Below are 12,536 nucleotides of genomic sequence, written 5' to 3' on the forward strand. Positions count from 1 at the left end.
TCTTGGAACGTAATCGGCCTTGTCGCTTTTCCTGGTGTGCAAAGCGTGCGGCCGTCTCATTGCCTATGTCTCGGCGGGGTCTGCGAAAGAGGAGCTTCGATGAAAGCGACAGCTCTGGCGATCGTCATTTCAGTCGCTGTCCCGGCCGCTTCGGTTTCGGCGCAGCCCATTACGTGGACGACCTACCGCATCCCGCAGACGGGCACGTCGGTTGCCTTTCCTTCTTCGATCTTCACCGAAGAAGCGGGCCGACCGGACGGTTATGGGCAACGCTTCCGGACCGCCGACGGCCGCGCCGACCTTACGATACAGGCTGCTTCCAACGTCGGGAACGATTCGCCCGCTGCTTTCCTCGCGAAAAAAGGTCCGCCTCCGCGCATTCAGTACAAGAGGGTGACGCCGCGGTTTTTTGCGGTTTCCAGCTACAAAGGCGACAAGGTCTGGTATGACCGCTGCAACTTCTCCGGCGGGCTGGTCCATTGCGTGCTAATCAATTATCCGGCCAGCGAAGAGCGGGCCTGGGACGGGATCGTTACGCGCATCAGCCTCTCGCTGCATGGCGATTGATCCAACCGTCTTCGCGTCCGGCGCCAGGCGACGCTTTTGGAACCAAGCATCCGCCAAGCGTCGACTCTCTGCCCGCGGCACTCGCCCCCTAAAGCCCCGCCGGGGAAAACCTACCCACTAGGCTGGTGGTCCTCAGGCGCACCATAGCGCAAGGACCGTTTGCGCTCGAAAGAGGGAGCAATGGGCAATCGCACATCGGAGCGAAGGACACCGACCGCAGCCACGAAAAGGATCGATGTTATCCCTCAGGCCGGCTTGTGCAGATGGCGATGCTGAGGGAAATACCATCGCATGACTTCTCGCAGGTTGTCGGATTCTCCGCGCGCCCAGTTGCGCATGATTTCGCAGCCGAAGGAGATCGCCGTGATGGGTCTTGCCCCGGCCTGAATCATTCGGTCGAACGCGCGTTCGTGCGCGACCGGCGAGATGCCACCCACCGCGTCGGCGACCGGATAGACCTCGTAGCCTTCGGCCAGCATGTCGAGGGTCGGAAAGGCCAGGCAGACCTCGGTCCAAAGCGCGCCGATGACCACCTTGCGCCGCCCCGTGTCCTGGACCGCCTTGCGGAAGTCATCGTCTTGCCAAGCATTGACGCCCGTACGGTCGATTTCTTCCACTCCCGGCAGAGCCGCGCGGATCTCCGGAATCGTGCCCTCGTTCACGCCCATGTCAACCGCGACCGTCGAGAGCACCACGGGGATGCCATAGGCTTGTGCGAGTTTGCATAGCGCAACCGCATTGAGGGTGATCTCCTCACGGGAGGATGAAGTCACGCTGGAATACTGCTCAGGCTGGTAGTCGATCAGGACCAGAACGCAGTTTTGCGGGGTCAGAAGGTGATCGGCCTTCGGATCGCGGACGGGTTCGGGCTGGGTCTTTGCCACGTTGTTTCTCTTTCGAATTGAAGTGAAGCGGTCGTCATTGATGATCTAAGTCTATATCAGAAAGATCTGCTGATGCGCAGGTGAAAAAGGCCGTCAAAAAGGTCGGCAATGCGCGCAAGCGCGTGGAGAAAAAGCTGGGTCGTTGAAATGGGAAGGCCGCGCTGACGTTGAGGCTAGGCACCAGCCCTTTTAGTGGAAGACATCAGAAATCGCGATCGGCGGACGAAAGTTCGCACGTGATGATCGCGCGACCATTGGATGTTTTTATGTGTCCCCGCGCCACTTAGGGGATGAAAGTTTCTTTTTCTCTCTCGCCGTTGACAGTTTCATCTGGCCTTTCATAGGAAGGCGTCCGGCTCGGGAGGCGCGCGCAAGGTTCAAGGGGGAGTGTCGGATGAGAAAAGTGCTCGCCGCCAAACTGCATGGCATTCACGTTACGGAAGCCAATCTTCACTACCATGGCTCGATCACTCTCGATCCAGATCATTGCCGGGAAGCGGGCATACTCCCAATGGAGTTCGTGGAGATCTGGAACAAGAATTCCGGAGCGCGCATTTCGACTTATGTCATTTTTGGCGCTCGCGGTTCGCGCTGTTGCGTCCTCAATGGAGCTGCTGCGCGCACTTGCCAGGCGGGCGATGCAATCATCGTCTGCAGCTCCACCTATGTGAGCGAAACGCAAATCGTCCAGCTTAGGCCCAGAATTCTCACCTTCGATCGCAACAACCACGTTGTCGATCGCTTGGCCTATTCCGTCACGCGAGATGACGCGGAAGGCTATCATTTCGAGATCCTGGGCTCGTCCGGCGACGTCAAATCCATACCGCTTCGAACTGCAGAAGCGAATTGAACAGACTGGCGGGACCTTGGATCTGACATGAGCCACACTTCCGAAGCGCCGCTTAATCGCATCACCATTCCAATGTTGCAGCAGTGGAAGCAGGAGGGGCGGCGTATGGCAATGACCACCGCCTACGATGCGGTTACCGCACGGATAGCCGATTCTGTCGTCGACATCCTCCTCGTCGGCGACAGCGTCGGCAACGTCTGCCTCGGCTTCGACAACACGCTGCCGGTCAGCATGGCGATGATGAACCATCACGTCGATGCGGTCGCACGCACAAAACCTCGTGCCTTGCTCGTCGCCGACATGCCATTTCTGAGCTTTCACCTCAGTCCGGAGGACACGATCCGCAACGCCGGTGGATTCCTGCAGCGTGGTGCGGACGCCGTCAAACTCGAGGGCGGAGCCAAGCGCATCGAGATGGTGCGCGCCCTGGTCCACTGCGAGATTCCTGTGATGGGCCATCTCGGCCTCACTCCGCAGAGCGTCAACGTCATGGGAGGATTCAAGGTGCAGGGGCGGAAGGCCGACGACGCTTTGCGTCTGCTCGACGACGCTTATCGCCTGCAGGAAGCCGGATGCTTCGCTCTGGTCCTGGAAGGTATTCCCGCCGAACTCGCCGCGCGAGCGACCGAAGTCCTGACCATACCGACCATTGGAATCGGGGCAGGTCCCGCTTGTTCGGGCCAAGTGCTGGTGTTCCACGACGTGTTGGGCCTGACCAAAGGCCATCGCCCTAAATTCGTTCGCGCCTATGCAGACGGTTTTCATGTGTTGCATGAGGCGCTGTCGCGCTGGGCTGCGGATGTCCGCAACAGTGTATTCCCGACCGCCCAAGAATCCTATCAGCTTCCCGAAGGTCTTAGTGACGCGATCGCAAGCTGGACACCCGCCACTCCAACCTGATGTAGAGCTCGACATGCAAACAATCACGACGATCGCTGAGCTTCGTCGTGCTCTCGAAAATGCGCGCAAGGCAGATAAGCGGGTCGGTTTCGTGCCGACAATGGGCTACCTGCACGACGGCCACTTGGCACTCGTGGAGGCGAGCCGGGCACGATGCGACGTTACGGTCGTCAGCATCTTCGTCAATCCCACTCAGTTCGGACCAAACGAGGATCTTAGCACCTATCCGCGCGACTTCCTGCGTGATGAGAAGCTGTGCCGCGACGCCGGTGCTGCGATCGTCTTTGCGCCTGATGCGGGGGAAATCTATCCAGCTCAGTTTGAGACCTTCGTAGAACCCGGTGAGCTTGCGAAACCATTGTGCGGAGCTTTCAGGCCTGGGCACTTTCGCGGTGTTGCGACTGTTGTGTGCAAGCTGTTCAACATGGTGCAGCCGGATGTCGCGTTCTTCGGGCAGAAGGATTTCCAGCAATGCGCGGTCGTCCGTCGCATGGCACGTGACCTCGATCTTCCGATCGAGATCGTCATCGTGCCCACCGTTCGGGAACCGGACGGGCTCGCGATGAGCAGCCGCAACCGGTATCTCGGCGAGGGGGACCGTCGGCGGGCCCTTGCGATCAGTCGCGGACTGTTGGCCGCAGCCGATGGGTTTCGCTCGGGAGAACGCGACGCGGAAAGGCTGGTTGCGATCGCCAAGAAGCACTTGGATGCGGTCGACCGGCTGCAGTACCTTGAGCTTGTCGATTGTGACACGCTCAAACCGGCCGAGAGTTCGCTGTGTCGCCCGGCGGCGCTGTGTGCCGCAGCCTATGTCGGCTCGACCCGGTTGATCGACAATGTAGTGCTTGTGCCGCAGACGCTCTAGTCTGTCGGGCAGTCGGGACAAGTATCACCGATCGAGTTCAGCACGTCGCGAACCTCGGCCGCTGCGGCATCAGGGGAGACGCCTGCTGGCGGGTCTTCACGGGCGTTATCAAAGGCCCTCTCCAGCGCATGCGGACCGGCGCGATCTTGCATCCAGCCGTGTTCTTCGCACTCGCGGATGGCGCCCGCTTCCTGAAGCACCTGGATCGCCCATCCGCGTAGCGTCCGTATCGCTGGCCTTCGTTCACGCGTCATCAGCATTGAGATAGCTCCTGATACGACGAATCCTTATGTGCGTCATTCGTTCCCCGATTAGCGCGGGCGCTGGGATTCGTAATCACGAGAGCGCAAGGTGGGGGCTATGCGACCGGAAACTCCCCGCTTCTGGTTGCGCGCTTGACGTGAACAGCCGACCGAAGTCCGCATGCGATCGTAGGCGGCCTCACGGCGGTGGAAGAACTGAATGCGCGCTCCATGGCGGCCCCCAGAGGATCAAGTCGCCACCCGTCTGCGTGGAGCCAGAGGTCGGCCTGGTTCATTGCGCCGCACACTGGTTCGTCTCTCCGACCGGGGTGGACCCACGACCATTATCACCACAAACTTCGATCTACTTCTCGAGCAAGCAGCCAGCTGTGTTCGTCCGAAGGTGAACTCTTATTCACTTAGGCTCAATTCCGCGGCCGAGCACGCGGAATGAGTTTGCCGGCGCGTATTTCTGTTGCTTGAAATGCGGAACGACGATCTTGGCGCCGTAATAGATGGACTTCATATTAACGCTGGCGATCCGGTCGAACATTTCGCCCGTTACGGTTTCGAGTGGTTGCGGCGTGTGACCGACGCCCGCATTGTTGACGAGGATGTCGAGCCCTCGAAACGTATGATGGGCCCTTTGCACCACGGCTGCAAAGCCGGATTCCGTTGAAATGTCGGCAACGGCAGCGGTCGCCTGACCGTGTAACGAGCTTGCCACGCGCTCCGCGGCCGCCTCGTCGCGATCGGCGACGACGACGCGGGCTCCTTCCGCTGCGAATTTGCGGGCGTTGCCTTCGCCGAATCCCGAGCCACAATTGCGATCTTGTCTTTCAGAACTCATTGCGATCCTCCTTTGTTGGGCGTTGTTGCGATGAGCTGGCCGTTGCGGGGCGCGGCGACGCATCACCCCGCAAGCGCGAGAGCTGGATGGTCTTGCAGACGATCGGTTCAAGAAGAGGGGACGTTGCGATCAGGGCGAGCTGTCGAGAATGCCGGCGCTGTGAGGGGAGGCGCCATGCCTGTCGCCCCACACGCCACGCGACCTTTCGAGGTGGCGTCGAATGGTTGCTTCGGCCCCGCTGCGATCCTGTTTCGAGATGCAGTCGAGCAGCTTGAAATGCTCGCTGGCAGATCGCCTGAGAAAGTCTCGCGACGACTCGTCGCTCGCAAAGCCTTGCAATCGTACCCTGTCTCGGAGCGTCTCTACCATCTTGGTGAGATAGTGATTGCCAAGCGTGGCGATCAGATGGACGTGGAATTTGAGATCCGTATCGAGGAAGGCGATCAAGTCGCCGGTATCAGCCGTTTCTCTGGTGGCCTCGGCGAGCTGATGCAGCTCCTGAAGCTGTCTCTCCGAGAGGCCGTCCTGGGCGATGTCGCCAACGCTCGGCACTTCCAGCAGCAGGCGGACGGCGAAGATGTCATTGAGCTCATTGAGCGAGAGCGACACCACGCGGAAGCCGCGATTCCGCTCGGCTTCGAGCAGCCCTTCGCGCTCGAGATCGAGCAGGGCTTCCCGCACCGGAGTAGCCGAGACACCGAGCTCGGCCGCCAATCGCGGCACTGAATAGAGCTGATCCGGCCGCATCTGTCCGGTGATGACCAGTCCGCGGATCACCTGCCGCGCCTGCTCCCGCAAGCTGGGCGCCGAAACCAGGCCGGCCGAACTCTTAAGTGTCGTTTCCATGCGTTCCTCATAGCACAAGGAGCGGGCAAGCGGCAATGTGAAATGTGACGTGTAATATATTATAGCTTGACGAAGAGAAGTGTGATGTGTGATATTGTACCAAATTGCGAAGGAGGTACGCACAAGTGGCCATAGACCGCATTCTCATGATCGTTTCCGATACCGTTCGCACCGATATGCTCGGATACAACGGCGGTCACGTCCGCACGCCGAATCTCGATCGGCTTGCCGCCAAGTCCATGGTGTTCGACCGCTATTATGCGTCGAGCTTTCCGACGGTCCCCGCGCGCTACGACTATCTCACCGGCAAGCCTGCATTCGCCGGTGTCGGCTGGGGTGCGCTGCCGCGCTCTGACAAGTCGATCGCGACCGCATTGACCGAGGTGGGTTACACCACGCTCGGTGTGGTGGACACGCCGTTCTATCAGGTCAACGGCTACTCCTACGACCGCGGCTTCAACTTCTTCTACGACATGAAATCCCAGCTACTGGGCACGCCGCATTACAGCTCCTACAGCGCCCCCAACAAGACCAAGCGTCAGGGCGAGGGCAAGCTGCCGCAATGGCCGATCACCGGCAAAGTGAAACCCGATCCGCGCACAGGCGAGATGGAATGCCCTGCACCGCTCACCATGGTGCAGGCCGCGAGGTGCCTCGAGGAAATCTACACGGACAAGTTCTTTGCGCTGGTCGATACGTGGGATCCGCATGAGCCCTGGGATCCGCCGGCCTATTACACCCGCCACTACCTTCCCGACTATGCCGGCGAGCGCGTGCATCCGCCGTATGGCGACTGCAAGAAGCATGGCATGACGGATCGCGACATCGCTGTAGCGCGCGCGCTCTATAGCGGCGAGCTCGAATTGGTCGATCGCTGGATCGGGCATCTGCTCGATCAGGTCGCCTATCTCGGGATCGAAGATTCGACGGCCATCATCTTTGCCTCCGACCACGGCTTCCTGCTGGGTGAGCACGGGTTGATGGGCAAGATGGTCCGCCGCGCGCCCGGCGAAGCGACCTGGATGCGCTCGCCACTCTACGAAGAGATTGTCAAGGTGCCGCTGCTGATCCACGTGCCCGGCGCCAAGCCGGGGCGAACCAACAAGCTTGCCTGCGCGCTCGATATCGCGCCCACGATCTGCGATATGGCCGGTATGCAGCGTTTGCCCGAAATGCAGGGTCATTCGCTGTTGCCCGCTGCAAAGGGCGATGCATTCGTGGGACGCGACCACGTGTTGACCGCGCTGCCGCTCGCCAATCCCGGCGATACCGTCGAAGTGGTCGACGATCTCATGCGGACCGTCGTCGAGTGGCAGCCTGTGACCATCACCACGCAGGATTGGTCACTGCTCTACGCCACCCCGACCGAGCCGGTCGAGCTGTACGATCTGCGCACCGATCCGAAGCAGACGACGAACGTTGCGGTCAAGCATCCCGACGTCATCGCGAAGCTGCTGGAGTTCTATGCCGAGGATCTGCGGCGCGCCGGGGTCGCAAAGAAGTACAGCGATCCGCGTCTCGCTGATCGGTGGAGAGAGACATGAAGGCCAGCATAACGCGAAGGCAATTCGTAGGCTCCACCGGCGCGGGGCTCCTAGCCCTTCGATACGGCGCCGGGGCGGCGGTCGCATCGGACGAAGCGCCGACGCCAAAGCGGGGTGGCGTGCTGACGATCGGCCAGGATGAGAATCCGATCGGGCTCGATCCGCACAAGACGGCGGCGTTTTCGACCGGCAACATCGTCGAACACATCTACACGTGCCTGCTCCGGTGGGATGCGACGGCAAGCCGTCTCGAGCCCGATCTTGCCGTCGCATGGGAGAACCCGGATCCGCAGACCTTCGTCTTCCATCTGCGTAAGGGCGTCAAATTCCACAATGGCAACGTTCTCACCAGCGACGACGTCAAGTTCACGTTCGAACGTCTCGTCGATCCCGCGACACGCTCGCCCTGGGTATCGATCTTCTCGGTCATCAGCGTGATCGAGACGCCGGATCCGTGGACGGTCGTCTTTCGATTGGCCCATCCGTTCTCTCCGTTCCTCAATTATCTTGCCACGGTCAAATACACCGCGATCGTCAGCCGCGAGGACGTCACGCGCCGCGGCGATCTCGTCAAGGGCGGCGTCGGCACAGGGCCGTTCATGCTGGAGGACTTCCGGCCGAACTCGCTGGTGCGGCTGAAGCGCAATCCCGACTACTACGAGCCGGGATTGCCGTATCTCGATGGCCTCGACCTCCGCATCATTCCCGACGAGGGCAGCCGCATGGCGGCCCTGCGGGCAGGCAGCGTGCAGTTGACCTGGTTCAGCCGTCCCGACTCGGCCGCGCAGATGCGCGATGTGACGGATATCGAGGCGCCTGAGCCGGAAGCCTATTCGCGGTTGCTGCTGCTCGAATTCGACCAACGCCGTCCGCCCTTCAATGATGTGCGCGTTCGCCGCGCCTTCAGCATGGCGTTGAACCGGGAGCTGATCATCAAGGTGGTCTGGCGGGGCCGCGCCGGCCTGACGGCTGCGCTGCCGCCGATGCAGTCACCTTTCGCGATACCGAGCGGCGACGTGCCCGGCTTGCCCTATGCCAAGGAAGACGTCGCTGCCGCCAAAGCGCTCATGGCCGAGGCAGGCTATGCCGCTGGCTTCGACACTATGTTCGCGGTCTCGCCGGCCAATTATGGTGACGTTCAGATTGCCCAGATCATGCAGCAGATGGTCAGCCGCATCGGCATCAGGATCAAGATCCTGCAGAAGGAATGGAGCAATCTCGTCACCGACTTCCAGTCGACGGAATCGCCGATCTCGATGGCAGGCCTGGTCTGGGGACCGGACCCCGACACCAACATCTCGATCCGGCTGGATTCCCATTCCACGGTCAATCCGGGCAAGACGGCCGATCCCGTGTTGGACGATCTGCTCGCCAAGGCCCGCCAGAGCGGTGATGTCGCCGAACGAACCAAGTTCTATCGCGCGGTTCAGCAGCGCATCGCCGAGATGGCCTACATCATCACGCCCTGTGCCGCTGCCCTGCGGTGGGAGATGTGGTCGACAAAGCTGCAAGGCTACCGCGCCGTGCCGTCCACGCAGCGCGTCTACCTTCGGCAGGCCTGGCTGCAATAGGCCGACAAGAGCAACGTTCGGATGGAGTAGTCGATGCTCAGGTACGCCGCGGCGCGTATTGCTTACACGGTGCCGGTCCTCATCGGCGTTTCGCTGATGAGCTTCGCCGTCATCCATATGATCCCCGGCGATATCGTGAGCGTACTGGCCGGCCCGACGGTGGCGCTCGAACTCGGAGGCCGCCCAAAACATCCGCCATGCCCTTCACCTCGACCAGCCGCTGCCGCTTCAATACGTCCTCTGGCTGATCGGTGCGCTTCACGGCGATTTCGGCAATTCGCTGGTGATGGGATTGCCGGTCGCCCCGCAGATCGCCTCCCACCTTCCGGTCACGCTGGTCTTGACCGCCCTGTCGCTCGTCATTGCGATCGTCATCGGGTTGCCCGGAGGTGTCATTGCGGCGAGGACCCGCGGCCGCTGGCCGGATCTTGCCATTCGCGGTGTTGCGCTGCTCGGCCTCTCGACTCCGCCTTTCTTCGTCGGCGTGGCCGCGGTGTTGTTGCTCTCGATCTATCTGCCGTCGTTCGATACCCTCGGTGCGGTCGACCTGCATGGCGATCCGCTCGGTGGACTCCGGACCCTGCTGCTGCCGGCCTTCGTCCTTTCGCTGGCGTCCGCCACGACCATCATGCGCTACACCCGCGCCGCCATGCTTGAGGTGCTGAAGGAGCCCTACATGGCCACGGCGCGCGCCAAGGGCGCCGGCCGCATGCGCGTGTTGATCCGGCACGGGCTTCGCAATGCGCTCTTGCCGGTGGTGACCGCGATCGGTGTTTCCGCCGCTCATCTCATCGCCGGCGCTGTCGTGGTCGAGCAGGTATTCGGCCTGCCCGGTATTGGCCAGTTGATGCTCAACGCCATCTACCACCGCGACTATACGCAGGTACAGGCCACGGTGCTCGTGGTCACCACGCTCGTGGTCCTGATCAACGTTGTCGTCGATCTCAGCTACTACGTGCTTGATCCGAGGATCCAGCAGCATGGCTGATGCGCATCAATCCGTGATCGACGTGACGGGCCAACCAGCTCTGCAGAGTGAGCCGGCGATGGGCGGCAACACTGGCATGGGTTTCTCTCGTTTCCGGCTGCGCGTCAATCTGCCGCTCGTGATTGGCGCCGCGATGGTGCTGCTGTCGGTCGGGCTCGCGCTGACCGCGCCCTGGCTGACCTCGCACGATCCCCTCGAGATCGCCGATGCGTCGCTCTCCTCGCCATCCAGCCAGTACCTGCTCGGGACGGATCAGCTCGGACGAGACGTCCTGACGCGCATCCTCTATGCGGCACGCAGTTCCCTGGCTGCCTCCTGCCTGAGCGCCGTGCTCGCGTTCGTCTCCGGCACCATGATTGGTCTCGTCGCCGGATACTCGGCCGGGGTGGTCGATGCCTGCCTGATGCGCATCCTCGATGTGCTGCAGGCGTTTCCCGCGTTGTTGCTGGCGATTGCGCTTGTGGCCGTACTCGGCCCGAACCTGCCCAATCTCGTTCTCACGATGGGCGTGTTGTTCATGCCGCGTTTCGCGCGCGTTGCGCGCGCTTCGACGCTGTCGGTGCGGGAACGGGACTATATCGCCGCGGCCGTTGGGTTCGGCGTGTCCCGCGCGCGGATCCTGTACCGGCACGTGCTCCCCAACATTGCCGCGCCGTTGATCGTCGAGGCGTCGCTGACGGTGACGCTGGCGATCCTGACCGAGGCTTCGCTGTCGTTTCTCGGGCTCGGCGTGCAGCCGCCCGATCCAACTTGGGGCGGCATGATCGCCGAGTCCACCTCGGTGATGGCCTTGGCGCCGTGGCTCGCGCTCAGTCCGGGATTTGCCATCGTGTTCGTCGTCGTCGGCTTCACGCTGATGGGTGATGGTCTGCGCGAACGCGCTGGATCCGAGGAGCTGACCAAGTCATGAACAAGCGCGAGACCGTGTTTCCGATCGATCTTCACTGGGCTCCCGCCTGGCAAGTCCGCGACGCGATCATCGAGCGTCGGTTGTCGGCAACGGAGGTAACGCGTCACTTCATTGCCCGTATTGCCGCGCTCGATCCAGCAATTCATTCGTTCATCACGGTAGCGGAGAAACAGGCGCTCGCCCAGGCGGAGGCAATCGATCAGCAGATCCAGCGTGGTGAACGCGTAGGTCCACTGGCTGGCGTGCCGATCTCGATCAAGGACCAGTTCTGGACCAGAGGGATTCGGACGACGGGTGGCTCGCGCGTTTACGCCGATCACGTGCCGGAACAGGATTCGATCCACGTTGCCCGCCTCAGGGCAGCGGGTGGCATCATCATCGGCAAGACAAACACGCCGGAATTCGGCACGTTCTGGCGAACGGTGAATCGCGTCGCAAAGGAATGCGTCAATCCCTGGGACGTGAAACGCACGTCCGGCGGCTCCAGCGGGGGCGCAGCGGCCAGTGTCGCCGCAGGATTCGGGCCCCTTGCGCTTGGCAGTGATTCCGGCGGCTCGATCCGTTTGCCGTCGGCCATGTGCGGCGTACTCGGTGTATTGCCGAGCAATGGACGGGTGCCGAGTCACGGCTGCTTCGGTAGCAGCACGCTGTTTCTTTCAGGTGTGGGGCCGATCGCGCGCGATGTGCGCGATGCTGCGACTTTCCTGCAATTGGTGGCGCGGCCTTGGTCAGCCGATCCCTTGTGTCGGACCGACGAGGCGCCGGATCTTCTCGCCAGCCTCGACTTCGGCGTCGCAGGGTTACGGGTGGGATGGTGGGAAATCAACGGTATCAGCGGCCTCGTGGAGGCGGATGTCATTGCTGCAACCAGGAAGGCGGCGCTCGGCCTGGAATCGCTCGGTGCGCGGTTCAACGATTCCGTGGTGCTCGAGACCGCTGGTCTCGACGAAGCGTGGAAGGTGCTCGATTTTGTCGATCGCTATGCGGCACTCGGGGAGAAGCTTTACGCGGATGCTGCCCTTCGTAGCAAACTGTCGCCCTATGCCCGCGTTCGCTTCGCCGAGGCTAAGAAAGCAACCGCCGCCCAATATTCGCGTGCCGTCCTTCGCCGTGCTGAATTCATCCGCGCCGTCGAGAAGGCGTTCGAGAATTGCGACGTCCTACTGGCACCGACGGTGGGGTATGTCGCGCCCGTGATCAAATCAGTTGGTCCCACCGAACGCATCCCGGCACTCGTTGCCTACACGCTGGCCGTCAACGTCGCCGGCTATACAGCAGCGTCGATTCCCTGTGGTGTCGTCAGAGGAATGCCCGTCGGTCTGCAGGTGATTGCGCGACCGAACCAGGAGGCGCTCCTGCTCCGGGTCTGCCGGGCTTTCGAGCTCGCCTGGCCTTGGGCCCAGCGAAAGCCGAGACCCTGACGGAGAAGCGCGCGATGCTTGAGTGGCAAAGGATTTTCAACCTTTTGGTTCGGCCGCGCGCCCTCGTTTCGCAAGGGCCGACCGGCCGCGCTCACGGA

13 protein-coding genes and 1 pseudogene are annotated in these 12,536 nt (G+C 61.8%); 10 read left to right on the top strand and 4 right to left on the bottom strand.

Annotated features, from left to right (window positions below):
- Positions 1–99: 99 nt before the first annotated feature.
- Positions 100–567, top strand: coding sequence for a hypothetical protein (locus tag ACSKB8_RS23885; RefSeq protein ID WP_438106786.1), 468 nt, complete (start codon positions 100–102; stop codon positions 565–567).
- Between the two features lie 245 nt (positions 568–812).
- Here ACSKB8_RS23885 and ACSKB8_RS23890 read toward each other — a convergent pair whose 3' ends face one another.
- Entirely contained in the window at positions 813–1,451 is a 639-nt protein-coding gene (locus tag ACSKB8_RS23890) for a hydrolase (RefSeq protein WP_438106788.1), read from the bottom strand.
- Positions 1,452–1,513: 62 nt separating this feature from the next.
- On the opposite strand from ACSKB8_RS23890, the pseudogene ACSKB8_RS23895 reads away from it, so the two are divergent.
- The 4 genes and pseudogenes from ACSKB8_RS23895 to panC form a co-directional block, all read left to right on the top strand.
- Positions 1,514–1,597, top strand: a pseudogene (locus tag ACSKB8_RS23895) (DUF3606 domain-containing protein); the annotation flags it as partial.
- A gap of 248 nt (positions 1,598–1,845) precedes the next feature.
- The gene (gene panD, locus ACSKB8_RS23900; protein ID WP_438106790.1) at positions 1,846–2,301 is read left to right on the top strand and encodes an aspartate 1-decarboxylase; all 456 of its coding nucleotides are present in this window, start codon (positions 1,846–1,848) and stop codon (positions 2,299–2,301) included.
- A 27-nt stretch (positions 2,302–2,328) separates the two neighbouring features.
- A complete protein-coding gene (panB, locus tag ACSKB8_RS23905) occupies positions 2,329–3,201 on the top strand; it encodes a 3-methyl-2-oxobutanoate hydroxymethyltransferase (RefSeq protein ID WP_438106791.1) in 873 nt (290 codons plus the stop codon).
- Positions 3,202–3,214: 13 nt separating this feature from the next.
- Positions 3,215–4,066 carry a pantoate--beta-alanine ligase gene (panC, locus tag ACSKB8_RS23910; RefSeq protein ID WP_438106793.1) on the top strand — a complete coding sequence of 284 codons (852 nt, stop codon included), beginning with the start codon at positions 3,215–3,217 and terminating at the stop codon, positions 4,064–4,066.
- Here panC and ACSKB8_RS23915 read toward each other — a convergent pair.
- The 3 genes from ACSKB8_RS23915 to ACSKB8_RS23925 all read right to left on the bottom strand — a co-directional run bounded on the left by ACSKB8_RS23915 (position 4,063) and on the right by ACSKB8_RS23925 (position 6,004).
- Positions 4,063–4,326, bottom strand: a complete 264-nt coding sequence (locus ACSKB8_RS23915; protein WP_438106795.1) for a hypothetical protein — start codon at positions 4,324–4,326, stop codon at positions 4,063–4,065. The genes panC and ACSKB8_RS23915 overlap by 4 nt on opposite strands.
- Positions 4,327–4,723: 397 nt before the next feature.
- Entirely contained in the window at positions 4,724–5,221 is a 498-nt protein-coding gene (locus ACSKB8_RS23920) for an SDR family NAD(P)-dependent oxidoreductase (RefSeq protein WP_438106797.1), read from the bottom strand.
- Between the two features lie 66 nt (positions 5,222–5,287).
- Entirely contained in the window at positions 5,288–6,004 is a 717-nt protein-coding gene (locus tag ACSKB8_RS23925) for a GntR family transcriptional regulator (RefSeq protein WP_438106799.1), read from the bottom strand.
- A gap of 125 nt (positions 6,005–6,129) precedes the next feature.
- Between ACSKB8_RS23925 and ACSKB8_RS23930 the strand changes: the two genes are divergently transcribed.
- The 5 genes from ACSKB8_RS23930 (at position 6,130) to ACSKB8_RS23950 (ending at position 12,438) form a co-directional block, all read left to right on the top strand.
- On the top strand, positions 6,130–7,548 hold the full coding sequence (locus ACSKB8_RS23930; RefSeq protein WP_438106801.1) for a sulfatase family protein: 1,419 nt from the start codon (positions 6,130–6,132) through the stop codon (positions 7,546–7,548).
- A complete protein-coding gene (locus ACSKB8_RS23935; protein WP_438106803.1) occupies positions 7,545–9,119 on the top strand; it encodes an ABC transporter substrate-binding protein in 1,575 nt (524 codons plus the stop codon). The genes ACSKB8_RS23930 and ACSKB8_RS23935 overlap by 4 nt, the downstream gene beginning before the upstream one ends.
- A 286-nt stretch (positions 9,120–9,405) precedes the next feature.
- Positions 9,406–10,107 carry an ABC transporter permease gene (locus ACSKB8_RS23940; protein WP_438110656.1) on the top strand — a complete coding sequence of 234 codons (702 nt, stop codon included), beginning with the start codon at positions 9,406–9,408 and terminating at the stop codon, positions 10,105–10,107.
- Positions 10,100–11,017 (top strand): ABC transporter permease, encoded by a 918-nt coding sequence (locus tag ACSKB8_RS23945; protein ID WP_438106805.1) that lies wholly within the window; start codon positions 10,100–10,102, stop codon positions 11,015–11,017. The genes ACSKB8_RS23940 and ACSKB8_RS23945 overlap by 8 nt, the downstream gene beginning before the upstream one ends.
- Positions 11,014–12,438 carry an amidase gene (locus ACSKB8_RS23950; RefSeq protein WP_438106807.1) on the top strand — a complete coding sequence of 475 codons (1,425 nt, stop codon included), beginning with the start codon at positions 11,014–11,016 and terminating at the stop codon, positions 12,436–12,438. The genes ACSKB8_RS23945 and ACSKB8_RS23950 overlap by 4 nt, the downstream gene beginning before the upstream one ends.
- The last annotated feature ends 98 nt before the right edge of the window (positions 12,439–12,536 follow it).

The sequence above is a fragment of the Bradyrhizobium sp. BR 1432 genome, from assembly GCF_051547705.1.
Lineage (GTDB): Bacteria > Pseudomonadota > Alphaproteobacteria > Rhizobiales > Xanthobacteraceae > Bradyrhizobium > Bradyrhizobium zhanjiangense.

What these genes read in the sequence shown, in the direction of transcription:
- ACSKB8_RS23925 (WP_438106799.1), bottom strand. Translation starts at nt 6,004, where the DNA reads ATGGAAACGACACTTAAGAGTTCGGCCGGCCTGGTTTCGGCGCCCAGC.
- ACSKB8_RS23935 (WP_438106803.1), top strand. Translation starts at nt 7,545, where the DNA reads ATGAAGGCCAGCATAACGCGAAGGCAATTCGTAGGCTCCACCGGCGCG.
- panB (WP_438106791.1), top strand. Translation starts at nt 2,329, where the DNA reads ATGAGCCACACTTCCGAAGCGCCGCTTAATCGCATCACCATTCCAATG.
- ACSKB8_RS23945 (WP_438106805.1), top strand. Translation starts at nt 10,100, where the DNA reads ATGGCTGATGCGCATCAATCCGTGATCGACGTGACGGGCCAACCAGCT.
- panD (WP_438106790.1), top strand. Translation starts at nt 1,846, where the DNA reads ATGAGAAAAGTGCTCGCCGCCAAACTGCATGGCATTCACGTTACGGAA.
- ACSKB8_RS23940 (WP_438110656.1), top strand. Translation starts at nt 9,406, where the DNA reads ATGGGATTGCCGGTCGCCCCGCAGATCGCCTCCCACCTTCCGGTCACG.
- ACSKB8_RS23920 (WP_438106797.1), bottom strand. Translation starts at nt 5,221, where the DNA reads ATGCGTCGCCGCGCCCCGCAACGGCCAGCTCATCGCAACAACGCCCAA.
- panC (WP_438106793.1), top strand. Translation starts at nt 3,215, where the DNA reads ATGCAAACAATCACGACGATCGCTGAGCTTCGTCGTGCTCTCGAAAAT.
- ACSKB8_RS23950 (WP_438106807.1), top strand. Translation starts at nt 11,014, where the DNA reads ATGAACAAGCGCGAGACCGTGTTTCCGATCGATCTTCACTGGGCTCCC.
- ACSKB8_RS23915 (WP_438106795.1), bottom strand. Translation starts at nt 4,326, where the DNA reads ATGCTGATGACGCGTGAACGAAGGCCAGCGATACGGACGCTACGCGGA.
- ACSKB8_RS23885 (WP_438106786.1), top strand. Translation starts at nt 100, where the DNA reads ATGAAAGCGACAGCTCTGGCGATCGTCATTTCAGTCGCTGTCCCGGCC.